General features: G+C 72.5%; 22 protein-coding genes. 12 read left to right on the top strand and 10 right to left on the bottom strand.

Annotation, left to right across the window (positions count from 1 at the left end; all coding sequences use genetic code 11):
* Nucleotides 1-25: 25 nt before the first annotated feature.
* Genes FVE25_RS02455 through FVE25_RS56155 form a run of 3 tightly spaced genes read left to right on the top strand, consistent with a single transcriptional unit; the run spans nucleotide 26 to nucleotide 2,769 of the window.
* The gene (locus tag FVE25_RS02455) at nucleotides 26-688 is read left to right on the top strand and encodes an AzlC family ABC transporter permease (protein WP_157244711.1); all 663 of its coding nucleotides are present in this window, start codon (nucleotides 26-28) and stop codon (nucleotides 686-688) included.
* Nucleotides 685-996 (top strand): AzlD domain-containing protein, encoded by a 312-nt coding sequence (locus FVE25_RS02450; protein WP_157244710.1) that lies wholly within the window; start codon nucleotides 685-687, stop codon nucleotides 994-996. Before FVE25_RS02455 ends, FVE25_RS02450 begins: the two co-directional genes overlap by 4 nt.
* A gap of 9 nt (nucleotides 997-1,005) precedes the next feature.
* Nucleotides 1,006-2,769: a serine/threonine-protein kinase gene (locus tag FVE25_RS56155; RefSeq protein WP_157244709.1), complete on the top strand. Its 1,764-nt coding sequence runs from the start codon at nucleotides 1,006-1,008 to the stop codon at nucleotides 2,767-2,769.
* Between the two features lie 83 nt (nucleotides 2,770-2,852).
* On the opposite strand, the gene FVE25_RS02440 is transcribed toward FVE25_RS56155, so the two are convergent.
* Nucleotides 2,853-3,479: an SMI1/KNR4 family protein gene (locus FVE25_RS02440; protein WP_157244708.1), complete on the bottom strand. Its 627-nt coding sequence runs from the start codon at nucleotides 3,477-3,479 to the stop codon at nucleotides 2,853-2,855.
* 396 nt (nucleotides 3,480-3,875) lie between these two features.
* Here FVE25_RS02440 and FVE25_RS02435 point away from each other — a divergent pair, with 396 nt between their 5' ends.
* The 8 genes from FVE25_RS02435 (at nucleotide 3,876) to FVE25_RS02405 (ending at nucleotide 11,522) form a co-directional block, all read left to right on the top strand.
* Complete coding sequence (locus FVE25_RS02435; RefSeq protein WP_157244707.1) at nucleotides 3,876-4,214, top strand: TcmI family type II polyketide cyclase; 339 nt, start codon at nucleotides 3,876-3,878, stop codon at nucleotides 4,212-4,214.
* Complete coding sequence (locus FVE25_RS02430) at nucleotides 4,211-5,863, top strand: acetyl-CoA carboxylase carboxyltransferase subunit alpha (RefSeq protein ID WP_157244706.1); 1,653 nt, start codon at nucleotides 4,211-4,213, stop codon at nucleotides 5,861-5,863. The genes FVE25_RS02435 and FVE25_RS02430 overlap by 4 nt, the downstream gene beginning before the upstream one ends.
* Entirely contained in the window at nucleotides 5,856-6,287 is a 432-nt protein-coding gene (locus FVE25_RS54915) for an acetyl-CoA carboxylase biotin carboxyl carrier protein (RefSeq protein WP_157244705.1), read from the top strand. The genes FVE25_RS02430 and FVE25_RS54915 overlap by 8 nt, the downstream gene beginning before the upstream one ends.
* Nucleotides 6,284-7,645 (top strand): acetyl-CoA carboxylase biotin carboxylase subunit, encoded by a 1,362-nt coding sequence (locus FVE25_RS02420; RefSeq protein ID WP_219825272.1) that lies wholly within the window; start codon nucleotides 6,284-6,286, stop codon nucleotides 7,643-7,645. The genes FVE25_RS54915 and FVE25_RS02420 overlap by 4 nt, the downstream gene beginning before the upstream one ends.
* 111 nt (nucleotides 7,646-7,756) lie before the next feature.
* Nucleotides 7,757-8,467, top strand: a complete 711-nt coding sequence (locus tag FVE25_RS54240) for a dolichyl-phosphate beta-glucosyltransferase (protein WP_219825271.1) — start codon at nucleotides 7,757-7,759, stop codon at nucleotides 8,465-8,467.
* The gene (locus FVE25_RS02415; protein ID WP_219825270.1) at nucleotides 8,464-10,182 is read left to right on the top strand and encodes a glycosyl transferase; all 1,719 of its coding nucleotides are present in this window, start codon (nucleotides 8,464-8,466) and stop codon (nucleotides 10,180-10,182) included. Before FVE25_RS54240 ends, FVE25_RS02415 begins: the two co-directional genes overlap by 4 nt.
* Before the next feature lie 73 nt (nucleotides 10,183-10,255).
* Nucleotides 10,256-10,783 carry a SigE family RNA polymerase sigma factor gene (locus FVE25_RS02410; RefSeq protein ID WP_157244704.1) on the top strand — a complete coding sequence of 176 codons (528 nt, stop codon included), beginning with the start codon at nucleotides 10,256-10,258 and terminating at the stop codon, nucleotides 10,781-10,783.
* On the top strand, nucleotides 10,770-11,522 hold the full coding sequence (locus FVE25_RS02405) for a hypothetical protein (protein WP_157244703.1): 753 nt from the start codon (nucleotides 10,770-10,772) through the stop codon (nucleotides 11,520-11,522). Before FVE25_RS02410 ends, FVE25_RS02405 begins: the two co-directional genes overlap by 14 nt.
* Before the next feature lie 188 nt (nucleotides 11,523-11,710).
* Here FVE25_RS02405 and FVE25_RS02400 read toward each other — a convergent pair whose 3' ends face one another.
* The 3 genes from FVE25_RS02400 to FVE25_RS02390 are packed head-to-tail and all read right to left on the bottom strand — an operon-like array spanning nucleotide 11,711 to nucleotide 13,556.
* Nucleotides 11,711-12,640 carry an RluA family pseudouridine synthase gene (locus tag FVE25_RS02400; protein WP_157244702.1) on the bottom strand — a complete coding sequence of 310 codons (930 nt, stop codon included), beginning with the start codon at nucleotides 12,638-12,640 and terminating at the stop codon, nucleotides 11,711-11,713.
* Entirely contained in the window at nucleotides 12,637-13,203 is a 567-nt protein-coding gene (gene lspA / locus FVE25_RS02395; protein WP_281367793.1) for a signal peptidase II, read from the bottom strand. Before lspA ends, FVE25_RS02400 begins: the two co-directional genes overlap by 4 nt.
* The gene (locus tag FVE25_RS02390) at nucleotides 13,167-13,556 is read right to left on the bottom strand and encodes a TraR/DksA family transcriptional regulator (RefSeq protein ID WP_181019421.1); all 390 of its coding nucleotides are present in this window, start codon (nucleotides 13,554-13,556) and stop codon (nucleotides 13,167-13,169) included. Before FVE25_RS02390 ends, lspA begins: the two co-directional genes overlap by 37 nt.
* Before the next feature lie 405 nt (nucleotides 13,557-13,961).
* On the opposite strand from FVE25_RS02390, the gene ileS reads away from it, so the two are divergent.
* Nucleotides 13,962-17,159 (top strand): isoleucine--tRNA ligase, encoded by a 3,198-nt coding sequence (gene ileS, locus FVE25_RS02385; RefSeq protein WP_246266535.1) that lies wholly within the window; start codon nucleotides 13,962-13,964, stop codon nucleotides 17,157-17,159.
* A 60-nt stretch (nucleotides 17,160-17,219) separates the two neighbouring features.
* On the opposite strand, the gene FVE25_RS02380 is transcribed toward ileS, so the two are convergent.
* From FVE25_RS02380 to ftsZ, 6 genes are all read right to left on the bottom strand, one after another.
* On the bottom strand, nucleotides 17,220-18,728 hold the full coding sequence (locus tag FVE25_RS02380) for a hypothetical protein (protein WP_157244700.1): 1,509 nt from the start codon (nucleotides 18,726-18,728) through the stop codon (nucleotides 17,220-17,222).
* Between the two features lie 41 nt (nucleotides 18,729-18,769).
* The gene (locus FVE25_RS02375; RefSeq protein WP_157244699.1) at nucleotides 18,770-19,642 is read right to left on the bottom strand and encodes a DivIVA domain-containing protein; all 873 of its coding nucleotides are present in this window, start codon (nucleotides 19,640-19,642) and stop codon (nucleotides 18,770-18,772) included.
* A 102-nt stretch (nucleotides 19,643-19,744) separates the two neighbouring features.
* A complete protein-coding gene (locus tag FVE25_RS02370) occupies nucleotides 19,745-20,035 on the bottom strand; it encodes a YggT family protein (protein ID WP_157244698.1) in 291 nt (96 codons plus the stop codon).
* 83 nt (nucleotides 20,036-20,118) lie between these two features.
* Entirely contained in the window at nucleotides 20,119-20,622 is a 504-nt protein-coding gene (locus FVE25_RS02365; RefSeq protein ID WP_157244697.1) for a cell division protein SepF, read from the bottom strand.
* Nucleotides 20,623-20,739: 117 nt separating this feature from the next.
* Nucleotides 20,740-21,435 carry a YggS family pyridoxal phosphate-dependent enzyme gene (locus tag FVE25_RS02360; RefSeq protein ID WP_157244696.1) on the bottom strand — a complete coding sequence of 232 codons (696 nt, stop codon included), beginning with the start codon at nucleotides 21,433-21,435 and terminating at the stop codon, nucleotides 20,740-20,742.
* A 501-nt stretch (nucleotides 21,436-21,936) separates the two neighbouring features.
* On the bottom strand, nucleotides 21,937-23,382 hold the full coding sequence (gene ftsZ / locus FVE25_RS02355; RefSeq protein WP_157244695.1) for a cell division protein FtsZ: 1,446 nt from the start codon (nucleotides 23,380-23,382) through the stop codon (nucleotides 21,937-21,939).
* Nucleotides 23,383-23,432: the final 50 nt, after the last annotated feature.

Here is a 23,432-nt window from a genome sequence, read left to right as displayed (position 1 = left end):
CGCCCAGCTTCCTAGCTTTACCCACATGGAACAGACAACAACCCGTTCCGCGGCAATCCGGGACGGTTTGGGCGTCGGGCTGGCGGTGGGCCTGTCCGGCGTCGCCTTCGGCGCCGCGGCCGTCACCGCGGGACTGGACGTGACCCAGGCGTGCGTGCTGAGCCTGCTGGCGTTCACCGGCGCCTCGCAGTTCGCCCTCGTCGGCGCCATCGGCGCGGGCGGCGACCTGCTCGCGGCCGCCGCCGGATCGCTGCTGCTCGGCACCCGCAACACGTTGTACGGCCTGCGCATGGCCGACGTCCTGCAGGTGCGCGGCGCCCGGCGCCTGGCCGCGGCCCAGGGCGTCATCGACGAGAGCACCGCCGTCGCCCTCGCCCAGCCGACGCCGGAGGCGGCCCGTGCCGGGTTCACCACCACCTTCGCCACGATCTACGTGATGTGGAACCTCACCACGCTGGCCGGCGCCCTCGGCACCTCCTTCCTGGGCGACCCCGGCGTGTTCGGCCTGGACGTGGTCGGCCCGGCGACCTTCCTGGCCATCCTGTGGCCACGCCTCAAGGCCGACCCCCGCCTGCGCGCCCTGGCCCTGACCGGCGCGTTCATCGCCCTGGCCACCACCCCGTTCCTGCCGCCCGGTGTGCCCGTGCTGGTGTCCGCGGTGGCCGTGCTGGTGGTGATGGTCCGATGACGCTCTGGTGGACGATCGCGCTGGTGTGCGCGGGCTGCTACGCACTGAAGCTGGCCGGGCTCTCGGCCCCGCGCCGCGTGCTGGACCACCCGCTGGTGCACCGCTTCGCCGAACTCGTGCCGGTCGCGCTGCTGGCGGCGCTGATCGGGGTGCAGATGTTCGCCGAACAGGGCAACCTGGTCTTCGACCTCGCCCGGACCGCCGGGCTGGCCGCGGCCGTGGTGGCGCTGCTGCTGCGCGCGCCCTTTCTCGCGGTCCTGGCCTCGGCGGCCGTGGTCACGGCGCTTGTGCGGCTGATTACGGGGTAGCCGCCCCGCATGTCCGATCCTGCAGGGCTCGTCGGCGGGCGTTACCGGCTCGTCAGGACCATCGGCCGCGGCGGCATGGGCACCGTCTGGCAGGCGCACGACGAGGTGCTCGGCCGGGACGTGGCCGTCAAGGAGCTCCGCCCGCCCCACAACCTGAGCGGACCGGAGCGCGCGGAGTTCGCCGCCCGCACCCTGCGCGAGGCCCGGGCGGCCGGCCGGGTCGCGCATCCCGGCGTGGCCGCCGTCTACGACGTGCTGGAAGAGGGCGGGCACCCGTGGATCGTCATGGAGTTCGTGCCCTCCCGCACCCTGGGCGCACGGATCCGCGAAGACGGCCCGCTCGCCCCGGCGGAGGCGGCGTGGATCGGCCTGCAGCTCCTGGAGGCCCTGAACGCCGCCCACGCCGCCGGAGTCCTGCACCGGGACGTGAAACCGGACAACGTGCTGCTCACCGACGACGGCCGCACCGTGCTCACCGACTTCGGCATCGCCACCACCGAGGACGACGCCTCCATCACCCGCACCGGCATCCTCGTGGGCACCCCCGCCTTCATCGCCCCGGAACGCGCCGCCGGAGGCGCCGCCCGCCCCGCCGCGGACCTGTGGTCGCTGGGCGTCACCCTGCACGTGGCCGTGGAGGGTCACTCCCCCTTCCGCCGCCCCCACGCCCTGGCCACCCTGGGCGCCGTCCTCCACGACCCACCCGCCCCGCTGTTCAGAGCCGGCGCCCTGGCCCCGGTCATCCTCGGCCTCCTCGAGAAGAACCCGGCCAACCGCATGACCGCCGAGGAGGCCGCCTACCGCCTCCACGCCATCACCACCGCCCGGCCTCCCGAACCTACGGGCCCGCTCCCCGCACCCGTCTCGACCGGCCGGTCGGGGAACGTGGGGTGGCCGGCCGGGGCCGCGGGGAGTGCGCCCGGCGGGGTGGGTCCGGCGGACGCCGATGCCACGCGCCCGACGGACATGAGCGCCGCGGGGCCTTTGCGCCCGGCGGGAACGGAGGCCGCAGGAGCCTCGCCCCCGGCGGGAACGGACGCGGCGGAAGCCGGCGCGGCTGGTGCGAGCGCGGCGGGTGCGGTGGGTGCGGGCGCGGCTGGTGCGGTGGGTGCGGGCGCGGCTGGTGCGGGTGCGGCGGGGGATTTGCGCCCAGGGGGTACGAACCCCGCAGGGGCTTCGCGCTCAAGGCGCACGAGTGCCGCTAAGGCTCCTCCGGTAGGAGCGGGCGCCGCGGGAGCGGGCGCGGCCGGGGCAGGCGCCGCGGCGGCGGGAGGGGGCACCGTGCCGGCGCGAGCGGGCACCGCTACCCGGCGCCGGACGTGGGGGGCGGGCCGGGTGAGCGCGATGGCCGGGGGCCTGGTCGCGGTCGCGCTGACGGCCGGCGGCTGGGCGTGGTTGTCAGGCCGGGAGACGACACCCCGGGCGCCGGTGACGCCGGTCGTGCAGAGCACACCCAGCCAGAGCGCCCCGCCCTCCGTGAGCTCCGCCCCGTCCGTGCCACCGTCGACACCGTCGTCCACCCCGTCGTCCACCCCGTCGGCCACGCCGTCAGCCGAGCCTTCGGTACGGCCCAGCACACCCGACCCCACCCCCACCCGCCAGCCGAAACCCACCAAGACCAAGCCGAAGCCCACCAAGACCCCCTCCCCCACCCGGTCGGCCACGAAGACCGACGACAAGCGCCCGGGAACGGTGGAGCCGTCGGAAGAGCAGGAGGCGGAGGACAGCTCCGAACAGTCCGGAGACAACACCGGCAGCGAGGAAACCGCCTAGGAGGTCGCACGGACAGGCCATCGTCGTCGACGCGTTCTCCGGCCTCGCCGGCACGATCATCCGCACTCCGCTCGTACGGCCTCCTACCGCTCCGGGTAGAAGCCCGGAGAGCCCAGCTGCCCGAACCAGCTCGGTGGCTCAGGCGCGGTGAACGCGTCGGCCATCGCGCCCAGCCAGGCGCCGAACGTGGGGAAGTCCGGGGTGGAGCTGGCCGGGTCCTCCCAGTCCCCGCCCTCGACGTAGCGTGCGCGCCCTTCCTGATCGTCGTAGTGGTGGTAGTAGACCGGGTATTCGCCGTCTGCGTCCGGCTGGGTGACGTCGAAGCACCAGACCGCCTCGTTGCCGGCATCGGCGAGGGCGAAGCCGACCAGGTGGTTGGTGGACAGCCACCGGCCGTCGCCGCGGTCCACGTGCTCCGGCATATGCACGAGATCGGAGTTCAGCTCGACGATGGCATCGTCACCGACGACGACGAACTCGATGTACCTGCCGGATGAGACGTCCCAGCGCTTACCGGCGAAGGTGTTGTGCTCGGCGAGGAAAGCCCGGTAGCTGGGCGGAGCCGTCCAGCCGACGGTTCCGAAATGGGGCTTCAGCCCTGTCTCGCGGTCGCGGACCGCTTCGGCGGAGGCGGGCTCCGACGCCGTGACGATGACCGTTCCGGATTCGGCGGCGCGGTGAAGGATTGCCAGACTCTCGTATATCGACATCGCGGTCCTTGATCGGGTGATCGTATGGCTACGTGGGCGTGGCCCGACAGCTGATAGGTGTCTGATTGTGGCCGATGACGGCGATGGGCGGGATCCGTACCGGCCAGGGGGCCAGGGCGGGCCGTAGCGGCGAGGACCCCGTCCGACGTGAGAAGCGACCCCCACGATCGGCGCCCGCCCACGACGGCGGGTGGCGTGGGGGCGGCCTGCCGTAACAAAGCAGACCGCAACCAAGCAGACCGCAACCAAGCAGACCGCAACAGCCTCCCTCCTCCCCGCGTTAGGGTCCTCCACCGCGCGGGGGAGGGCGCCAATCAGGCACGCGGTGGGCGACACCGGCGGCGGGCGCTTCCTACGGTGAGACGGACACAGCGGCTCGATCCACCAGGAGGTCACGTGTCCGAAAGGATCCTCATCGTCGCCAGGCTCAATCCGGGCAGCGCTTCCGAGGTCGCCCGCCTGTTCGCCGAGTCCGACACCGGCGGGCTCCCCCACGCGCTCGGCGTGCGAAGGCGCGAGCTGTACCACTACCACGAGCTGTATTTCCACGTCGTCGACTTCGCCGGCCCGGCCGGCCAGGCCATGGCCGAGGCCCGCGCGCGCAAGGACTTCCGCCGGCTCAGCGACGAGCTCAGCCCGCACGTGCTCCCCTACGACCCGGCCACGTGGCGCGGCCCGGCCGACGCGATGGCCACGCGCTTCTACCACTGGAGCCCGGCCGGTGGTGCGCTGTGACCGCGGTCGTCACCGACGAGTGGACGCTGTGCTCCGGCTGCTCGGCCATCGTCTACCTGCCGCGCCTGGCCCGCGCGCACTTCGTCTGCCCGGAGTGCGGGCGCCACCACCGCCTGACGGCGGCCGAGCGGCTGGACACCCTGGTGGACGAGGGTTCCTTCCGCCCCGCCGTACCCCAGGTGCGCGGCGCCGACCCGCTGGGCTTCACCGACACCCTCCCCTACACCGAGCGCCTGGACCGGGCCAGGGCCAGGACCGGCCTGGCCGACGCGGTGATCTACGGCGAGGCGTCGATCGGCGGCCGTCCGGCCGTCGTGGCCGTCATGGACTTCGCCTTCCTCGGCGGCAGCATGGGCTCGGCCGCGGGCGAGGCGGTCACCCGTGCCTGCGAGCTGGCCGCGCGCACCCGCACCCCGCTGGTCCTGGCCGTGGCCTCCGGCGGCGCCCGCATGCAGGAGGGCACGCTCTCGCTCATGCAGATGGGCAAGACCGCCCAGGCCATGCGCCGCCTCCGGCAGGAGGGCGTGCTGTCGGTGTGCGTGCTCACCGACCCCACCTTCGGCGGCGTGACCGCCTCCTTCGCCACGCTGGGCGACGTGCTGATCGCCGAGCGGGGCGCGCTCATCGGCTTCGCGGGCCCGCGGGTCATCGCCGCCGCCACCGGGGAGAAGCTGCCGGAGGGCTTCCAGAGCGCCGAGTACCTGTTCGCCCGTGGCATGCTCGACCGCGTCGAGCACCGCGACGGCCTGCGCCCCCTGCTGGCCAGGCTTCTGGCGCTGGCTGCCCAGCGCCTGCCCGAGCCTCCCGCCGCGCCGATCGTGGTGCGCGACGCCGCCGAGCTGACCCGCCTACCGCTCCCCCACGAGACGGTACGGCTGGCCCGCGACACCGCCCGCCCCACGGCGCTGGACTGCGTCTGGCACCTGTGCACCGACTTCGTCGAGCTGCACGGCGACCGCCTGCACGGCGACGACCCGGCGATCGTCGGCGGCTTCGCCCGGCTCGGCGGCGCCCCCGTGATGATCGTCGCGCACCAGAAGGGCCACGACACCAAGGAGCTGGTGGCCAGGAACTTCGGCCTGGCCCACCCCGAGGGCTACCGCAAGGCGCTGCGGCTCATGCGCCTGGCCGACCGGCTGGGCCTGCCGGTGGTGACGTTCGTCGACACCCAGGGCGCCGCCCCGGGCGTCGGCGCGGAGGACCGCGGCCAGGCGTGGGCCATCGCCGAGTGCCTGGCCGGGCTGTCGGAGCTGACCGTCCCGGTGGTGGCCACGATCATCGGCGAGGGCGGCAGCGGCGGCGCGCTCGCGCTGGCCATGGGCAACCGGGTGCTGATGCTGAGCAACGCCGTCTACTCGGTGATCAGCCCGGAGAGCTGCTCCACGATCCTGCACGGCGACCCCTCCCGCGCGGCGGAGCTGTCCTCGGCGCTGCGCATCACCGCGCCCGACCTGCTGCGGCTGGGCGTGGTGGACGGCGTCGTGCCCGAGCCGGCGGGCGGGGCGCAGGAGGACCCTGCGGCGGCCATGGACGCGCTGCGCGCGGCCGTCCTGGAGGCGCTGGGCGAGTTGTCCGGGGTGGAAGGGGCGCAGCTGCGCAAGGACAGGTACGAGCGGTTCCGCAGACTGGGGGTGGCCGAGGGTGACTGAGCAGGATCTGCACGCGGCGCTGCGACTGCTGCGCGAGGAGGTGGGCAATCTCGTCAAGACGGTGCCGGGGCCGGTGGCGTCGGTCTCGGTGCGCCTGGGCGAGTGCTCGCTGGAGGTGGCATGGGCGGGGGCCGCGCCCGAGGCGCCGCCGGCCGGGCAGCCCGTGGCGGAGGATCCGGGGCTCGCGGTCGTGACCGCGCCGCTCGTCGGCACCTTCTACCTGGCGCCCGAGCCCGGCGCGCCGCCGTTCGTGCGGGCCGGCGACCGGGTGGAGGCCGGGCAGACGATCGGCATCGTGGAGGCGATGAAGCTGATGAACCCGGTCGCCGCCGACTGCTCCGGCGAGGTCGTCGAGGTGGTCGCCGGCGACGCCGAGCCGGTCGAGTACGGCCAGGAGCTGATGCGGATCAGGGTGGACCGGTGAAGATCCTCATCGCCAACCGCGGCGAGATCGCGGTCAGGGTCGCCAGAACCTGCCGCGAGCTGGGCATCCCCACGGTGGCCGTCTACTCCACCGCCGACCGCGAGGCGCGGCACGTGGCCGCCTGCGACGAGGCGGTGCACATCGGCCCCGCCCCGGCCCGGCGCAGCTACCTCTACGTCCCGGCCGTCATCGAGGCCGCGCTGCGCACCGGCGCCGACGCGATCCACCCCGGCTACGGCTTCCTGTCGGAGGACGCCGACTTCGCCCGGGTCTGCGCCACCCGCGGCATCACGTTCATCGGCCCCCGCCCCGAGGTCATGGAGCTCGTCGGCGACAAGGCGCGGGTGCGCTCGATCATGGCCGGCGCGGGGCTGCCCGTGCTGCCCGGCAGCGAGGGCGCGGTGCCCTCGCCGGCCGACGCGGAGAAGGCCGGCGCCGAGATCGGCTACCCGGTGATCGTCAAGGCCGCCGCCGGGGGTGGCGGGCGCGGCATCGCGCTCGCCCGGGACGCCGCCGAGCTGCGCGAGGTCTACCGGGCCACGACCGCCTTCGCCCAGCAGGTCTTCGGCGACGGCTCCGTCTACATCGAGCGGTTCGTCCCCGCGGCCAGGCACGTCGAGGTGCAGGTGCTCGGCGACGACACCGGCCGGGTCATCCACCTGGGCGAGCGCGACTGCTCGCTGCAGCGCCGCAACCAGAAGCTGGTCGAGGAGGCGCCCTCCCCGCTGCTGCCCGAGGGCGTGCGCCGCAGGCTCGGCGAGTACGCGGTGGCCGGCGCCCGCCACGTCGGCTACACCGGCGCCGGCACCATGGAGTTCCTCGTGGACGCCGCCGGCAACGCCACCTTCATGGAGATCAACGCCAGAATCCAGGTCGAGCACCCCGTCACCGAACTGCTCACCGGCGTGGACCTGGTCGCCGAGCAGATCCGGGTGGCCGCGGGCGAGCCGCTGTCGCTGAGCCAGGAGCAGGTGACGCTGACCGGCGCCGCCATCGAGTGCCGTGTCAACGCCGAGGACCCCGCGGACGGCTTCCGCCCCACGCCCGGCCGCCTCACCGTCTTCCGCCCGCCCGGCGGCCCCGGCGTGCGCGTCGACTCCGGCTTCGCGCAGGGCGACCGGGTGCCGCCCGACTACGACTCGCTCGTCGCCAAGCTGGTCGTCTGGGCGCCCACGCGGGAACAGGCCATCGCGAGGGCGGACCGGGCGCTGGCCGAGTTCGCCGTCGAGGGCCCCGGCGTGGCCACGACCGTCCCGTTGCTGCGCACGCTGCTGGCCCAGCCCGAGTTCGCCACCGGCACGCACACCACCGGGTTCGTCACCGATTTCCTGTCCCGCGACGCACTGCCCGCCGGTTAGCGTGGATCGCCCCCGGCCGGACCCGGGGGCCGGGGGCGATCCCCTTCCCGCCGGATCCCGATGGGGCGCCGGCGTGCAACCTCCCGCGTGCCCGGCCCCGTCCAGGAGGGCATGAGCCAGACCCCGCCCGACCTCTCGGTCGTGATCCCCGCCTACGACGAGGAACACCGGCTCGGCGCCGCCCTGGCCGCCGTCGGCCGCCACCTCGACACCACGGGCCTGACCTGGGAGGTCATCGTCGCCGACGACGGCTCGGCGGACGGCACCGCCGCCCTGGCCGCCCGCGCCGCCCTGGCCGATCCCCGCGTGCGCCTGCTCGCCGGGCGCGCCAACCGCGGCAAGGGCCATGCGGTACGGCGGGGCGTCCTGGCCTCCCGGGGCCGGCAGGTGCTGTTCACCGACGCCGACCTGGCCACCCCGATCGAGGACCTGCACCTGCTGCGCGAACGCCTGGCGGCCGGGGCCTGCGCGGCGATCGGCTCGCGCGCCTGCCCGGGCGCCCGGGTGGAGGTGCCCCAGCGGGCCGCCCGCAGAATCCTGGGCACGCTGGGCAACCTGCTCATCCGCACGCTGGCCGTACCCGGGATCAGGGACACCCAGTGCGGCTTCAAGCTGTTCGACGGCGAGAAGGCGCGGGCGGCCTTCGCCCCGGCGCGCGTGGACGGGTGGGCGTTCGACGTGGAGATCCTGCGGTTGTTCGCGCGGGCGGGCTGGCGGGTGGACGAGGTGCCGGTGCGGTGGTCGCACCGGGCGGGTTCCAAGGTCCGGCCGCATCACTACCTACGCGTGCTCACCGAGATCTGCGGGGTGATCGCCCGATGAGGCACGGGTGGCGGGCCGACGCCGCGTTCGCGCTCGGCTGCCTGGCGCTGGCCGGCTACGTCCTGTCCGGCCTGTGGTCCGGCGGCTACCTCGTCGACGGCGGCCAGGACCAGAACCAGTGGGAGTGGTTCTTCGCCGTCACCGCCCGGAACGTGGCCGGCGGCGACTTCCCGCTCTTCACCACCCTCCAGAACCACCCCCTCGGGGTGAACCTCATGGCCAACACGGTCATGCTGGGCCTGTCGGTTCCGCTGACGCCGCTGACGCTCCTGCTGGGCCCGACGGCGACGTGGACCGTGGTGCTGACACTCGGGCTGGCCGGCAGCGCGTTCGCCTGGTACCGGCTGCTGTCGCGGCACGTGATCGCCTCCCGGGCCGCGGCCGGGGTCGGCGCGGCGTTCTGCGGGTTCGCCCCGCCGATCGTCTCCCACGCCAACGCCCATCCGAACTTCGTCGTCCTGTTCGTCATCCCGCTGATCTGCGCCCGCGTGGTGGCGTTGCACCGGCGCCGCCGGGTGCTGCGGGACGGGACGCTGCTCGGGCTGCTCGCCGCCTACCAGGTGTTCCTGGGCGAGGAGGCGCTGCTGCTGGCCTTCGTGGGCCTGGCCGTCTTCTGCCTCGGGTACGGCCTGGCCGTCTTCTGGCCCGGTTACGGCCCGGCCGGGCCGCAGGGGGCGCTGCCGGCGCTGCGGCCGATGCTGGGCGGGGTCTGCGTGGCGGCGCTGGTGTGCGTGGCGCTGACCGGGGCGGCGCTGGTCTACCAGTTCGCGGGCCCGCAGAGCTACGACGGGCTGATCCACGGTCCGGCGGGCAACGACGTGAAGGCGCTGGTGGCCCATGCCGGGCGGTCGCTGGCGGGCGACGAGGCGGTGGCCGGGTCGCTGTCGATGAACCGGACCGAGCAGAACGCCTTCTTCGGCTGGCCGCTGGCCGTGCTGGCGATCGGGATCGTGCTCTGGTTGCGCCGCAAGCCGGTCGTGGTGGGTGCGGGCCTGACGGCTTTCACGGGCGTGGTGCTGTCGCTCGGCCCTGAGATCACGTTCGGCGGCGCCGAAACCGGAATGGCCGGCCCGTGGGGAGTGCTGTCCGGCCTGCCGCTGTTCGAATCGGTGCTGGAGTCGCGCTTCACGCTCGTGACCGCCGCCGCCGTCGGCGTCCTGCTGGCCGTCGCCGCCGACCACGCCCTCGGCCTGTCCTGGACCGGGCTGCCCGTGCGGACGCTGCTCTGCCTCGCCCTCGCCGAAGCGCTCATTCCGGTCTTCCCGCTCCCGCTGGCCGCCGGGGACCGCGCGCCCACGCCCGCCTTCTTCACCACCGGCGCCTGGCGGGCCCACGTGGCGCCCGGCCGCTCCCTCGTGCCCGCCCCGCCCCCGGACGCCGGGGACGCCACCGCCCTGCGCTGGCAGATCGACGCCGGGCTCGGCTTCCCGATGCCCGAGGGCTACTTCGTCGGCCCCTACGGCCCCGGCCGGCAGGGCGTGTACGGCGTGGCGCCCCGGCCCACGGCGACCCTCCTGCGCGAGGTCCGCGACACCGGCCGGCTCCCGGCCATCGGCGAGGAGGAACGCCGCCTGGCCCGCGAGGACCTCGCCTTCTGGCAGGCCGACGCCGTCGTCCTCGGCCCCCACGAACGGCAGGAGGCGCTGCGCGCCGCCCTCACCCGGCTGCTGGGCGAGGGACGGCAGGAGGGCGGGGTGTGGGTGTGGGACGTGTGATGCAACCTTTCCCCCGCCCGGCCGTGTCTCACGAACGGAAGGATGTCCCGATCAACCCGGCGGGGAGGTGGCGGTGCGGGCCGCGCACGAACAGGACTACGTGGACTACGTCAACGCCAGGCTGCCGTCGCTGCGACGGCTGGCCCACCACCTGTGCAGGGATCCGCACCGGGCCGACGACGTGGTGCAGACGGCCATGACCAGGCTGTACGTGAACTGGGGACGCGCCCGGCAGGCGGCCGACCTCAACCGGTACGTGGACGCCATCGTGGTGCGCTGCTTCCTCAACGACCAGCGGCTCGGCTGGTGGAGCAGAGTACGGCTGGCCGGCGCCGTACCGGAACCGCCCGCGGCGCACGGCCCCGACGTGGAGACCCGCTCGGTCGTCCGGGCGGCGCTGGCGCAGGTGCCGCCCAGGCAGCGGGCGGTGCTGGTGCTGCGCTTCCTTCATGACCTGCCGGTGGCGGAGGTGGCCGAGATCCTCGGCTGCTCGGCCGGGAACGTCAAGAGCCAGTCCGCCCGCGGGCTGGCGACGTTGCGGAAGCTGCTGGGTGAGACGGCCGCGGGGTTCGAGGGGTTGGTGCGCGATGGATGCCGATGAGCGCGAGGCCAGGCGGGTACTGGCGCCGCTGCGTGAATCCGCCTCCGGCCAGGACGGGCCCGGGGTCAGTGTGGCGGCCGCGATGGCGGCGGGACGGAGACGGATCAGGATGAGGCGGGCCATCGGCGCGAGCGTGGCGGCGGCGGCCGTGGCGGTGATCGTCCCGGCAGTGGTGCTGACCCGCGCGGGCGATCCGCCGGGCAACGTGATCCCCGTCGCCCAGCCGGCCGAGGGTCGTACGGCGGAGACGCCCGCGACAGGAGAGCCGGGCACATCCCCCGCGGCGGAGGAGCCGGGTGCCACGCCCAGCCCGAGCCTTTCCACGACGCCGCCTCCGGAGCTGTTCCAGCCGGGCAGCCGGCCCGCGACCGTGGGATCGGCCGGCGGCTTCACCCCCGAGAGCGACGTGACCCATCGCGACCGCCAGCGCGTCACCCTGCGCCTGGACACCCCCCGCGCGGACGACCGAGGCGACGCGATCATCGAGATCTACCCCGGCGACCAGATCCCGCCGACGCTGGCCGAGGTCCTGCCCGCGGCACCCGGCGCCCCGGTCACGAAGGCGCCGCCGGTGCACGAAGGCGCCGCGTACTGGCTGGACGAGCCGGTGCTGCGGCCCGGGGCCACCGAGCTGGCCTGGCAGTGGAAGCCCGGCGCCTGGGCCGTGGTCTCGGTCACCGGGACCCGGGCCGACCGGGACAACGTTCACCGGGTGGCGCAGAGCGTGCTGCCGTCCTGACCACCCAGGTGGTCAAGGGGGCGCCGTTGCGGCGGGTCGTGTGTCCGGCGTGAGAAGCGACCCCCACGATCGGCGCCCGCCCGCGTCGGCGGGTGGGGTGGGGGTGGCCTGCCGTAAAAGACAGGGAACGCAACCGTGACCGCTACGGACAGACTGTGAGCACAGCCAGGCCGTGGGCGCGCCGGTGATCAGGACTCGGCGCGCACCAGGTCGAGGGCCTTCTGGAGGTCCTCGGGATAGTCCGTCGAGAACGACGTCCACTCGCCCGTGGACGGGTGCTCGAAGCCCAGCGAGACCGCGTGCAGCCACTGCCGGGTCACCCCGAGGCGGGCCGCCAGCGTCGGGTCCGCACCGTACAGCAGGTCCCCCACGCATGGGTGGCGCAGCGCCGACATGTGCACCCGGATCTGGTGGGTGCGGCCGGTCTCCAGCTTGATGTCCAGCAGTGAGGCCGCCCGGAACGCCTCGATCGTGTCGTAGTGGGTCACGGACGGCTTGCCGCCCGCCACCACCGCCCAGCGGCCGTCGCCGGCCGGGTGCCGGTCGATCGGCGCGTCCACGGTGCCGCGGAACGGGTCCGGATGCCCCTGGACCAGGGCGTTGTAGCGCTTGTCCACCGTGCGCTCCTTGAAGGCGCGCTTGAGGTGGGAGTAGGCGTGCTCGCTCTTGGCCACGACCATCGCCCCGGTGGTGTTGGCGTCCAGCCGGTGCACGATGCCCTGGCGTTCGGCGGCGCCGCTGGTGGCGATGGTGTGCCCGGCGCCGAGCAGGCCGCCGATCACGGTGGGCCCGGTCCAGCCGACGGTCGGGTGGGCGGCCACGCCGATCGGCTTGTTGACCACCACGATGTCGTCGTCCTCGTAGACGACCGTCATGCCCGGCACCGGCTCGGCCACCGGCATCGGCGTGGTGACCGGGGCGGGCATCGTGACGTCCAGCCACGCGCCGGCGTGCACGCGATCGGACTTGGCCGCCTCCCTGCCGTCCACCAGCACCTCACCGGAGCCGATCAGCTCGGCGGCACGGGTGCGCGAGAAGCCGAACAGCCGCGAGAGCGCGGCGTCCAGCCGCTCGCCCTCCAGCCCGTCGGGCACGGGCAGGCTCCGCTGCTCGGTCACTTCTTGATCTCCCTCGTGCCGTCGATCTGGAGGCCGCGCCAGGCCAGGATCACCGCCAGGATGCCGCCGCACACGATCGCCGAGTCGGCGATGTTGAAGACCGGAAAGTAGTCGATGATCGGGAAGTTGCCCGGCAGCACCTCGATGAAGTCCACCACGTGCCCCTGCAGCTGCGTCGAGCGGCCGAAGCCGGACGGCCAGCGCAGCAGCCGGTCGGTGAGGTTGCCGAGCGCCCCGCCCAGCAGCAGGCCCAGCGTGATCGCCCACGGCAGGCTGGCCAGCTTACGGGCGGTGCGGATGATCGCGACCACCACGCCCGCGGCGATGATGGTGAACACGAACGTCATCCCGGTCCCGATGCTGAACGCCGCGCCCGAGTTGAAGATCACCCGGAACTGCAGGACCCCCGGGATGATCACGTTGGGCGGCTCGCCTTCGAGCGTCCGCAGCACGACGGTCTTGGTGACCAGGTCGGCTACGTAGACGACGAAGGCGAGGCCGCCCAGCAGCAGCAGGAGCCTGCGTTTTACCTGCGCTCCTCCCGCTGCTTGCACGTCACGCACAGCGTCGCCCTCGGGAACGCCTGCAGGCGCTCCTTGCCGATCGGCTTCTGGCACGATTCGCACACTCCATAGGTCCCTGCGTCGATCCTGGCGATCGCACGTTCGTTCTGCGCGACCAGGTCGCGTGCATTCAGGGTAAGGGCGATCTCGCGTTCGCGCTCATAAGTCTTGGCTCCGGCGTCCGCCTGGTCGTCGCCGGCGCCCTGGGTCACATCACCCGAGGCGATCTCCGTCTCGTGGCGGAGAATGTCCGCGTTGAGCTCGTCGATCTCCCTTTGCAGGGACTCGCGAACCTCGGCCAGCTCCTGCTCTGACCACATCGACGGGGTAGCGGTCTGCGTGACTGCCGCCATGGCTGCCTCCATGCTGATCAAGGCCGTAAATGGTGCGGGCAGCTTAGGTGCCCGATAACGGATCGGCAAACGACCCGCCGATCGGTTTACCCCTCCCGTACTATCCCGCCCCGCGCATTCAACTCCTGCGCTGGAACGAGCATTCCCACCCCTTTGCCCGCCACGGACGCTGCCACCCGAAAACGGGGAAGTCTTTCGCCCCACTCTGCGTTATGGTTTGAGCCTGCAAGGCGTTGATGGGGCCCGACTGTGAGGGATATCACCCCGGAGCCGCCGGAAGAACGGCTCTTCCCGAGCTCACTAGAACCGGCCGCAGCCCGAACGAAGAGGGTCCCTATCCGGGGCCAAGAAGGGTGGTACCGCGGAGCCGCACGGCTTCGTCCCTTCACGCACCATGTCAGCCTCATGACCAGCGTGGAGGTCCCGCCCGAGATGTCTTCCCCTTCATTCCGCTCTCTTCCCGCGCAGGTCGACCTGCCCGCGCTCGAGCGCGAGGTCCTCGACCGATGGCGGGACGGGAAGATCTTCGAGCGCTCGATCGAGCAGAACGAAGGCAACCCGTCCTGGGTCTTCTACGAAGGCCCGCCCACCGCCAACGGCCTGCCCGGCGTCCACCACGTCGAGGCCCGCGTCTTCAAGGACCTCTTCCCCCGCTACAAGACCATGCAGGGCTTCAGCGTGCCGCGCAAGGCGGGCTGGGACTGCCACGGCCTGCCGGTCGAGGTCGGCGTGGAGAAGGAACTCGGCCTGTCCGGCAAGAAGGACATCGAGACCTACGGCATCGCCGAGTTCAACGCCAAGTGCCGCGAATCCGTCCTGCGTCACGTGGACGCCTTCGAGGAACTCACCGAGCGGATGGGCTACTGGATCGACCTGTCCACCGCCTACCGGACCATGGACGCCTCCTACGTCGAGTCGGTCTGGTGGTCGCTGAAGGTCATCTTCGACAAGGGCCTGCTCTTCCGCGACTTCCGCATCACGCCCTACTGCCCGCGCTGCGGCACCGGCCTGTCCGACCACGAGCTCGGCCAGCCCGGCGGCTACGAGACCGTCTCCTCCCCGTCGGTCTACGTTCGCATGCCCGCCACCTCCGGCCGCCTCCAGGAGCTCGGCGCCGCGCTGCTGGTCTGGACGACGACCCCGTGGACCCTGGTCTCCAACACCGCGGTAGCCGTACACCCCGACGTGACCTACGTCGCGGCGCGCACCGCGGACGGCGAGGTCCTGGTCGTCGCCGAGCCGCTGCTGGCCGTGCTGGGCGACGGCGCCACCGAGGTGGCCCGCTTCACCGGCCGCGAGCTCGAGCGCACCTCCTACGCCCGCCCGTTCGACCTGGTCGCCTTCCCCGAGCGCAGCGAGGGGAACAATCAGCAGGGTCCCGGCGCCCACTACGTCGTGCTCGGCGACTACGTCACGGTCGAGGACGGCACCGGCCTGGTCCACCAGGCGCCCGCGTTCGGCGCCGACGACCTCGCCGTCTGCAAGAGGTACGGCATGCCGGTCGTCAACCCGATCGGCCCCGACGGCCGCTTCCTCGACGACGTGCCCATGGTCGGCGGTCAGTTCTTCAAGGACGCCGACGAGGGCCTCACCGCGGACCTGCGCGCCCGCGGCCTGCTGTTCCGCGGCGGCCACTTCGAGCACAGCTACCCCCACTGCTGGCGCTGCCACACCCCGCTCCTCTACTACGCGCTCCCCTCCTGGTACATCCGCACCACCGCGGTCAAGGACCAGATGCTGGCCGAGAACGAGAAGACCAACTGGTTCCCCGACACGATCAAGTGGGGGCGCTTCGGCGAGTGGCTGCGCAACAACGTCGACTGGTCGCTGTCGCGCTCGCGCTACTGGGGCACGCCGCTGCCGCTGTGGGTGTGCGCTGAGGACGAGTCCCACGTCACGTGCGTCGGCTCCCTGGAGGAACTGGGCACGCTGGCCGGCCAGGAGCTCTCCTCCCTCGACCCCCACCGCCCCTACGTCGACGACGTGACCTTCGACTGCCCGGCGTGCGGCGGCCTGGCCCGGCGCGTGCCCGACGTCATCGACGCCTGGTACGACTCCGGCTCCATGCCGTTCGCCCAATGGGGCGCCCGCGGCAGGCCCGAGGGCGTCTACCCGGCCCAGTTCATCTGCGAGGCCACCGACCAGACCCGTGGCTGGTTCTACTCGCTCATGGCCGTCGGCACCCTCGTGTTCGGCCAGTCCTCCTACGAGAACGTGCTCTGCCTCGGCCTCATCCTCGCCGAGGACGGCCGCAAGATGAGCAAGCACCTCGGCAACGTGCTCCAGCCCATCCCGCTGATGGACCAGCACGGCGCCGACGCGCTGCGCTGGTTCATGGCCTGCTCCGGCTCCCCCTGGGCAGCCCGCCGCGTCGGCCACGGCACGCTGGAGGAGATCGTCCGCAAGGTCCTGCTGACCTACTGGAACACCGCCTCCTTCTTCACGCTGTACGCCAACGCCTCGTCCTGGACGCCCGCCGCGGACGCCTCCCCGGCCGCCGAGCGCCCCCTCATCGACCGCTGGGCCCTCGCGGAACTCCACCGCACGGTCGCCGAGGTGACCGCGGCCCTGGACGAGTACGACACGGTGCGCGCGGGACGCCGCCTGGCCGAGTTCCTCGACGACCTGTCCAACTGGTACGTGCGCCGCTCGCGCCGCCGGTTCTGGCAGGGGTCGCCGGACGCCTTCGCCACGCTGTACGAGTGCCTGTCGACGGTCACGCAGCTCATGTCGCCCATCACCCCGTTCGTCACCGACTACCTGTGGGACGTGCTGCGCCGGGAAGGCGACCCGGCCTCGGTCCACCTCACGTCCTGGCCCGCCGTACGCGAGGACCTGCTCAACCCCGTGCTGTCCCAGCAGATGGCGCTGGTCCGCCGCCTCGTGGAACTGGGCCGCTCCGCCCGGGCCTCCTCCGGCGTGAAGACCCGCCAGCCGCTGGGCCGCGCCCTGGTCGGCGCCCACGACTGGCCCACGCTGCCCGTCGAACTGCGCGACCTGATCGCCGACGAGCTCAACGTCCAGACCTTGGAGGACATGTCCGGTTACAGCGCCGACCTCGTCTCCTACACGGTCAAGCCCAACTTCCGGGCGCTGGGCAAGCGGTTCGGCTCCCAGACCAAGGTCGTCGCCGGCGCGGTCGCCGCCGCAGACCCCGCCGCGCTGGCCCGCGTCCTGCGCTCGGGTGGTACGGCGGAGCTCGAGACGGACGATCTCGGCATCGTCTCCGTCGGGCCCGACGACGTGATCGTCACCGAACAGCCCCGCTCCGGCTGGGCCGTCGAGACCGGCGCCATCGACACCGGCACCGGCGAGACCGTCGCCCTCGACCTGGCCATGACGGACGAGCTGCGGCGCGCCGGGCTGATCCGTGAGGTCATCCGGCTCGTGCAGGACGCCCGCAAGTCCAGCGGGCTGGCCATCACGGACCGGATCGAGTTGTGGTGGCAGACGTCGTCTCCCGAGCTGGCCGGTGCCCTGCGCACCGACGGCGGGCTGGTGGCGGACGAGGTGCTGGCCTCGTCGGTGCACGAAGGGGCGGCGGAGCTGCCGGAGTTCAGCGACGCGGACCTGGGCCTGACGTTCCGGCTGCGGCGCGTCTGACCTCGTCACGCGGCAAGCGCGGCCTCCGGGATCCGGGGCCGCGCTTTCGTGTGTCCGGGATCAGCTGACCGACTCGCGGTCGTTCTGGCAGACCGAGCAGCTCGTCAGGCCCGCCGCCTCCGCCTGCGCCAGGGACATGGTCTCCACGCCGGTGTCGCCCGCGCCACGGATCAGGGGGCAGGCGGTGCTGTGGTAGCGGCGCGTGCCGACGATGACCTTCACCGTGCCCGGGCGGTCGTCGCCGTCCCTGTCCTCGGAGGCCGGTTCGTCCTTGGCCTTGGGGGCGTCGGCGGGCTTCGGGGTGCCGTTCCGGGCGGGTGAGCCCGCGTCGCGGGAGGAGGGGGGCTTGCCGCCCTCGTCGTCCCGCTCGGGGCGGCCGGCCGGGGTTCGCGGAGGTTCGGGAGCCTTGGGGGTCTTGGAGTCCTTGGCGGCGTTCTCAGCGCTTCCCGTGGTCTTGCCTGCGGGCTTCGGCGCGTCGCCGCCGGGCCGGGCGGCGGTGACCGGAGGCTTGGCGGTCACGTCGATGGCCGGGAGCCGCATGTGCGGGTTGGTCATCTCGGCGTCGGTCTCGTCGAACACCGGCGCCGGCCGGGACTGTCCCGCGGGCCGCTCGGGCTTGTCCGCCGGGGACTCCGTGGTGCGCTCTGCCTGGCCGGTGGGCTTCGGCTCACCCGTCTTCCCGGCGTCCTCTTCCTTGGCGGGCTTCGCCTCTTCCGATGGCTTCGCCCGCTCCGAGGGCTCTGCCGGGCCACCGGACGACGCCGGGCCGGCAGGTGGCACCGCCGTACCGGAGGACCGCTCGGAGGCGGCGGGGTCGTCGGCGGGCTGGGCCGGGCCGGAGGGGGTGCTCTTGGGGGCGAACCAGCCGCCCGACTGGCCGGCGCCCGGCTCCGGGCTGGGGGTGGAAGCGGCGGGGGCCGGCTTCGGCGCTGCGACGGGGGCCGGTGGCCGGACGTCGCGGGTCGCCTCGGAGAACAGCGCGGAGGGCTCGGCGGAGACCGGTGTCTCCGGCGAGGCCGCCTGGTGGTGCGTGACGGGCTCGGGATCGGCGGCAGGTGGTAGCTGCCGTCCGCCGAGCGCCGCGTCGGGGAGGCAGCTCGTGCAGGGCGAGAAGCCCTCCTCGCGCGCCTCCACGAAGGTGAGCTCCTCGGGATCCCGTCCGATCAGCTGGCGGCATCCCGGCACGTGGTAGCGCTTGCGCCCGGGGATCACCAGGACGATGGCGTCCGGTGCGATCCCGCCTCCCGCGGGCCGGCGGGGTACGGGCTGGGGCGCCGTCTGCTGGGGCGTCGGGGGACGCTGGGGCGACGGCGGCATTCCCACGGGTGCCTGGCCGGCGTGTGGCGGCTGCGGATGTCCCAACCTGGGGTCGGGAGGGGTGGCCGTGGCCCCGGCACGTCCGCCGGGGAACAGCTCATGACGCCGCAGCAGCGCTCCGATCACCAGGAACAACGCGGAAAGCACGCTCACCACGATGGACCACATGATCAGGAACGGCTTTGCCAGCACGAAGCCCGCGATCAGCAACACGACCGCCGCGAGCACCAAACCAGCACTGATAAGGATCACAGGGGGCTCTCTCGAGTGACGGGTCCAGTTGACCCGCTACTTTACCGGCGGTCGTTGTGCGGGCCGTCGGCGCCGGGGAAAGCGCCCTGCGGAGCCTCCGCGCCGAACGGGCTGGGGCCACCGGGGAGCGGAGGCTGACCACCCTGGGGAACGGCGTGCGTCATGGCGGGGGCGCCGGGGCCGCCCGACATGACCGGGAATCCGCCGCTGCCCTCCGCGGAGACGTTCAGCTCGGCGAGCTGGTTCTCCAGGTAGAGCTTGAGGCGGGAACGGTACTCGCGCTCGAAGCTGCGCAGCTCCTCGACCTTGCGCTCGAGTTCGTCGCGGGTCTGGACGAGGGAGCCCATGGCCTGGCGGTGACGCTCCTGCGCGTCGCGCTCCAGCGTCTCGGCCCGGGCGCGGGCGTCGCCGATGACCTGCTCGGCCTGACGGCGGGCCTTGGTGAGGATCTCGTCGGCCTCGCGGCGGGCGCGGGTGACGGTCTCGTCGGCCTCGCGACGGGCGTCGGCGATGGCCTGGTCGGCCGTCTGCTGGGCCAGGGCGAGCACGCGGGCCGCGGTGTCCATGTTGTCCTCGGCGGGAGGCATGTTCATGGCGACCGGCTGGGGCTGCGGCTGCGGGGGCATCGGCTGCGGCTCGGGGGCGCGCAGGGGCTCCGGCTGCGGGGGCAGCTGCATCTCGACCTTCGGCTCCTGCACGGGGGCAGAGGCCATGGGCATGTTCATGCCGCCGGGCACCTTCCCACGCAGGCACTCGGCCAGTTTGGCGCGGAGCTCCTCGTTCTCTTGGATCAGGCGGTCAAGCTCAGCTTCCACCTCGTCGAGGAAGGCGTCGACCTCTTCCTCGTCGTAGCCCGGCCGCAGCCGGGTGGTACTGAACTGCTTGTTCCGCACATCAGCGGGCGTCAGCGGCATCTTTTGGTCTCCTTGGCGCGCTTGGAGTCTGTCCGGAGAAGGCAGACCCGAATCACTTCAGCGCGGACACGAGTCGGTTCTCGACCGGACCCCACGGGTCCGTCATCTGGCGAACGATCCGGCGATCTGGATCAGGATCAGCACCACGATGAAGAGGACTGTGAAGCTTAGGTCAAAGGCCACCGTACCCAACCGGAGGGGAGGAATGAAACGGCGGAGAAACTTGAGAGGTGGGTCGGTTGCGGTGTATGTGGCCTCAGCGAGGACCAGCACGACACCGGAGGGCCGCCACTGACGGGCGAACGACTGCACCGTCTCAAAGATCATTCTTCCGATGAGCAACACCAGATAGAGAGACAGGACAACGACCAAGATCTGACCTACGATCCCCACGGCGTGGCCGCGCCTCCACTTCTGATGAGCCCTCCCGTCGGTCTCGGCGAGACCTGGTTGGGTCCGATAGGCATACAGAGACTCTAACTCTGGTTGAAGAACCCGCGTTCCGCGATTCGAGCCTTGTCCTCGGCGGTCACCTCGACATTGGCAGGGGACAACAGGAACACCTTGTTGGTAACACGTTCAATGCTGCCGTGTAGGCCAAAGACCAGACCTGCCGCGAAATCCACCAGCCGCTTCGCGTCGCTGTCGACCATCTCGGTCAAGTTCATGATCACCGGGGTGCCGTCACGGAAGTGCTCGCCGATCGTGCGCGCCTCGTTGTAGGTGCGCGGATGGAGCGTGGTGATCCGGGCCAGATCGGTGGTGCGCCGCTCCAGGACCGTCGTCGCGGGCCTGGGGGCGGGCACGCCCGGGTCGGTGTCGTCGTCGCGATCCTGGACCGCGACGGCCCGCTCCTCACCGGGCCGCGGCGACTCCTCCTCGTACGGAGGGTCGTAGTCCGCGTATGCCTCGTACCTCTCGTAGCGGTCGTCCTCCACGAGACCGAGGTAGACCGCCATCTTGCGCATCGCGCCGGCCATACTACGTCTTCCTCCTGCTCATGGTCTCACTCGCTCGGGTGGGGACCCGAGGCGGTAGCCGTACCCCCTTGGAGCTCACCGCGGATCGACCTCTACTAAGACCCACTTGAGGGGACATTACCTGACGAAGGGCTTGCGGCGACCGAGCAACGCCGTACCGATCCGCACGTGTGTCGCGCCGTGCGCAATCGCCTCGGACAAATCCCCACTCATCCCCGCGGACACCATCGTGGCCTCCGGATGCCGCGCCCGCACCAGCCCCGCGACCTCCGCCAGCCTGCCGAACGCCCGCCCCGGCTCCCCGCCCAAAGGCGCGACCGCCATCACGCCGCCCAGCCGGAGCCCGTCCGCCCCGGCGATCTCGTCCGCCAGCCCCGGCACGTCCGCGAGCCGCGCGCCGCCCCGCTCCGGATCGTCGTCCAGCGCCACCTGAACCAGGCAGGCGACCTCGCGCCCCGCCCTGACCGCCTCCTTGGAGATCGCGGTGACCAGCCGCCCCCGGTCCACCGAATGGATCACATCGGCGTACCCCACGACCGACCGGACCTTGTTCGTCTGAAGCTGCCCCACGAAGTGCCAGGTCAACGCCAGATCGGCACACGCACGCGCCTTCTCCGCGGCCTCCTGGTCCCGGTTCTCCCCCACGTCGCGGACACCCAGCCCGGCCAGAATCCGCACGTCGTCGGCCGGGTAGGTCTTGGTGATCGCCACCAGCGTCACCTCGTCCCGCCCCCGCTCCGCCGCGCGACACGCCTGCGCGATCTGCGCCTCCACCTCGCCGAGCCGCTCGCCGATCTCCGCCTTCCGCGTCACGTCACACCTTTCACGCGGGGTCTTGCCCCCTGGTCCGTCCACACCGATCCGGTACGGCAGGCCGTCACGTGGCCCGCCTGCCGGACAACGCTACTCCAGGAGCCGGCGACGCCTCGCACGTGAGTTCGATCACTTTTCGGTCAACCGGCGTGTCGCCCACCCAAACCCACCCTGCGCGGCGTCCACCCCTCACGTCCCGGGCGGGCGGCGAGTCACCAAACCCCCGCGACCTCCGCGATCAGGTTGCGCTTGCACGCGGACTTCCAAGAGTTGCCCGGCGATGTCCAGACGTTGCCCGGCGGCACCGAAGGCTGCGCCGCCGCTCCCGGGGTTGGCTGGTGCCGCTGAAGGTCGCACGGCGGCTACCCCCGGTTGACCTGGGCAGGCGAGGGTGCGCGGCGACCACCGAGAGTTGACGGAGGGCGTCCACGTGTTACCCGCCCCCGGACAGCAGTGCGCCCGCGCCAGGTGATGGCGCGGGCGGGCACTTCGGGACGGGGCTTACTTGAGGAAGTCGGGAACGTCCAGTTCCTCTTCCTGCTCCTCGAAGACCACCGGCCGGCGCTTGGCCGGCTCCGACATCCGGGAACTGATCGGCGTCGGGGGGTTCGGAGGCTCGGGAGCGGGGCGGGGGATGGAGACCGGGGCGGACGGCTCCTCCGCCATCGGTTCCACCGCGGCGACCTGCGGGGCGGGGTGCTCCGTGACGGGCAGCGGGGCGGGCGCGGGTTCGGCGGGCGGGGCCGTCCTCTCGACCGGCCGGACCGGCTCCGGCCTCGGCTCCTGACGCACCGGTTCCGGACGCATCGGCTCGGCCCGCAGCTGCGAGTACGGCACGGGCTCCGGGCGTACCGGTTCCGGCCGGGCGGGCTCCGCGCGCGGCGGGGCCACCGGTTCGGCCTTCACGCTCGGCGGCTGGACGCCGCTCGGGCGCACCGGCGCCGAAGCCTGGGCGGTCGTGGCGGCCGACGCGGCCGGGCGGACCGGGGGCGCCTGCTTGGGCACCTCGTCGAAGCCGGCGGCGATGACGGTGACGCGCACCTCGTCGCCCAGGGCGTCGTCGATGACCGTGCCGAAGATGATGTTGGCATCGGGCGCGGCCGCCATCGACACCAGCTGGGCCGCCTCGTTGATCTCGAACAGCCCCAGGTCGGAGCCGCCCGCGATGGACAGCAGCACACCGTGGGCGCCGTCGATGGATGCCTCCAGCAGCGGGCTGGAGACGGCCATCTCGGCGGCGGCCACGGAACGGTCGTCGCCACGGGCGTGACCGATGCCCATCAGCGCCGAACCCGCGCCCGACATGACGGATTTCACATCCGCGAAGTCCAGGTTGATCAGACCGGGCGTGGTGATCAGGTCGGTGATGCCCTGGACACCGGACAGCAGCACCTGGTCGGCCGCCTTGAAGGCGTCCAGGACGCTGACCTGCCTGTCGGAGATCGACAACAGGCGGTCGTTCGGGATCACGATCAGCGTGTCGACCTCGTCGCGCAGCGTCTCTATGCCCGCTTCCGCCTGGGAGGCGCGCCGCCGTCCCTCGAAGCTGAACGGCCGCGTCACCACGCCTATGGTCAGTGCGCCAAGCGACCTGGCGATGTTGGCGACGACGGGCGCGCCGCCGGTGCCGGTGCCACCGCCCTCGCCGGCCGTGACGAAGACCATGTCGGCGCCCTTGAGCACCTCTTCGATCTCCTCACGGTGGTCCTCGGCCGCCTTGCGCCCCACATCGGGGTTGGCGCCCGCGCCAAGTCCGCGCGTGAGCTCGCGGCCCACGTCCAATTTCACGTCGGCGTCACTCATCAGCAGCGCCTGGGCGTCGGTGTTTATCGCGATGAACTCGACGCCCTTGAGTCCCTCCTCGATCATCCGGTTGACGGCGTTGACTCCGCCGCCGCCGATGCCGACGACCTTGATGACCGCGAGGTAGTTCTGCGGTGCTGCCACGACGAGGGGCCTTTCCGCTCGTTGACTTGCCATTTCGGTGCGGATTGTTC

This window comes from Nonomuraea typhae, assembly GCF_009760925.1.
Lineage (GTDB): Bacteria > Actinomycetota > Actinomycetes > Streptosporangiales > Streptosporangiaceae > Nonomuraea > Nonomuraea typhae.
Note: the sequence above shows the minus strand (reverse complement) of the source record. Positions and strands in the feature narration are given on the sequence as shown.

Bases quoted from the DNA above. Each gene is read 5' to 3' on its own strand.
- FVE25_RS02415 (WP_219825270.1), top strand. From the start codon at position 8,464: ATGAGGCACGGGTGGCGGGCCGACGCCGCGTTCGCGCTCGGCTGCCTG.
- FVE25_RS56155 (WP_157244709.1), top strand. From the start codon at position 1,006: ATGTCCGATCCTGCAGGGCTCGTCGGCGGGCGTTACCGGCTCGTCAGG.
- FVE25_RS02455 (WP_157244711.1), top strand. From the start codon at position 26: ATGGAACAGACAACAACCCGTTCCGCGGCAATCCGGGACGGTTTGGGC.
- ileS (WP_246266535.1), top strand. From the start codon at position 13,962: ATGACCAGCGTGGAGGTCCCGCCCGAGATGTCTTCCCCTTCATTCCGC.
- FVE25_RS02390 (WP_181019421.1), bottom strand. From the start codon at position 13,556: ATGGCGGCAGTCACGCAGACCGCTACCCCGTCGATGTGGTCAGAGCAG.
- FVE25_RS02440 (WP_157244708.1), bottom strand. From the start codon at position 3,479: ATGTCGATATACGAGAGTCTGGCAATCCTTCACCGCGCCGCCGAATCC.
- FVE25_RS02450 (WP_157244710.1), top strand. From the start codon at position 685: ATGACGCTCTGGTGGACGATCGCGCTGGTGTGCGCGGGCTGCTACGCA.
- FVE25_RS02405 (WP_157244703.1), top strand. From the start codon at position 10,770: ATGGATGCCGATGAGCGCGAGGCCAGGCGGGTACTGGCGCCGCTGCGT.
- FVE25_RS02365 (WP_157244697.1), bottom strand. From the start codon at position 20,622: ATGGCCGGCGCGATGCGCAAGATGGCGGTCTACCTCGGTCTCGTGGAG.
- FVE25_RS54240 (WP_219825271.1), top strand. From the start codon at position 7,757: ATGAGCCAGACCCCGCCCGACCTCTCGGTCGTGATCCCCGCCTACGAC.
- FVE25_RS02375 (WP_157244699.1), bottom strand. From the start codon at position 19,642: ATGCCGCTGACGCCCGCTGATGTGCGGAACAAGCAGTTCAGTACCACC.